The sequence below is a fragment of the Globicatella sanguinis NBRC 15551 genome (genome assembly GCF_001552295.1).
GTDB classification, from domain to species: Bacteria; Bacillota; Bacilli; order Lactobacillales; family Aerococcaceae; genus Globicatella; species Globicatella sanguinis.
The window spans coordinates 1-1,609 of record NZ_BCQX01000203.1; the positions used below are offsets into that span (position 1 = coordinate 1).

1 protein-coding gene is annotated in these 1,609 nt (G+C 35.6%); it reads left to right on the forward strand.

All coding sequences use genetic code 11. The features are described from left to right. The first annotated feature begins 407 nt into the window (after positions 1 to 407). Positions 408 to 1,448 (forward strand): threonine aldolase family protein, encoded by a 1,041-nt coding sequence (locus GSA01S_RS10090; RefSeq protein ID WP_066127241.1) that lies wholly within the window; start codon positions 408 to 410, stop codon positions 1,446 to 1,448. Positions 1,449 to 1,609: the final 161 nt, after the last annotated feature.

Below are 1,609 nucleotides of genomic sequence, written 5' to 3' on the forward strand. Positions count from 1 at the left end.
ACTGCGCTATTAATTAACAAGCAATCACTTGCTTGATTTTATCAAATTGTTGCCGAACCTCATTAAGACGCAGTTTGAGGCCACTCAACCATTGCGCTTTTAGTTACCGAGCAATAAGTTGATTGAAATGAACAAGTTGAGAACCAATCTCATTAAAACGCAGTTTGAGGCCACTCTACCACTGCGCTTTTCATTAGATAAGTATGACTGAACAGAGTTCAAAAGTTTAGGCCCAGCCTCAATTAATTATCTGGAAACTCAGATTAAATAACATTTTGGCGATGACGAAATTGTAAATTTGCAATTACGAAAGTAATGAAAATAGAAATAAATGATAAAGAGAAAAACTAGTATTTAACAAAAATACTTGATATAATGACACCAAATTTAAGGAATGAGGGATATAATTGTTATATTTTCAAAGTGATTATATATTAGGAGCACATCCAACAGTATTAGAGGCATTAGTCAAAACTAATCTCGAACCATTAGCTGGATATGGGACAGATCCCTACACTGAATCAGCTAGCCAGAAAATTAAACAAGCCTGTCAATTAGAAGATGCGGAAGTTTATTTATTAACTGGTGGGACACAAACCAATAAAATTGTGATTGATACCATGTTAATGCCATATGAGGGTGTGATTGCCGCTGATACCGGCCATATTGCCGTGCATGAAGCCGGAGCCATTGAACATTCTGGACATAAAGTCTTAACTGTCCCTCACTATGAAGGTAAATTAAACGCGAAAGACGTTCGCCAATTAATTGAGTTTTTCTATGCCGATGGTAATCAAGAACACATGGTTTATCCTGGAATGCTGTACATTTCACATCCTACGGAATACGGAACTTTATATTCAAAAGCAGAATTAGAAGAACTTTCGGCTCTTTGTAAAGAATTTGACATTCCACTATTTGTCGATGGGGCTCGCTTGGCTTATGGTTTAGCTTCAAATGAGACCGACGTTGACTTGGCTACTCTAGCAAAATTAGTCGATGTCTTTTATATCGGTGGTACCAAAGTCGGCGCTTTAGCCGGTGAAGCCGTTGTTTTCACAAAAAATAATATGCCAAAACGTTTTAATACTCGCGTTAAACAATTTGGTGCAATGCTTGCTAAAGGTCGTTTGTTAAGTGTTCAATTTGATGCCCTCTTCACGAATGATTTATACTTCAAATTAGGAGAACATGCTATCGATATGGCGGAGCAATTAAAAGTCATTTTACGAGAAAAAAATTATCCATTTTACTTAGCTTCCCCAACTAATCAACAATTCGTTGTTGTTACTAAAGATCAATATGAAAAAATTGCTGAAATTGTAACGACTGGTTTTTGGGAAACCCTTGATGAAAATCATATCGTCATTCGATTTGCGACTAGTTGGTCAACGACTCAAGAGGATATTGATCAATTAAAAGAACTTTTACCTCATTACGAACTGTAATACAAAATAAATAATACTGCCCTATTTGTTCAACAGCTTTATAAGCTAATTGAATCATCATAGGACAGTATTTTTTCATTCGTAAGCGTCCTATAACAGAGTATCTATCAATAATCGGATAACACCCCTAAAATAGTGATAATAAAACTATTTTAGAGGTG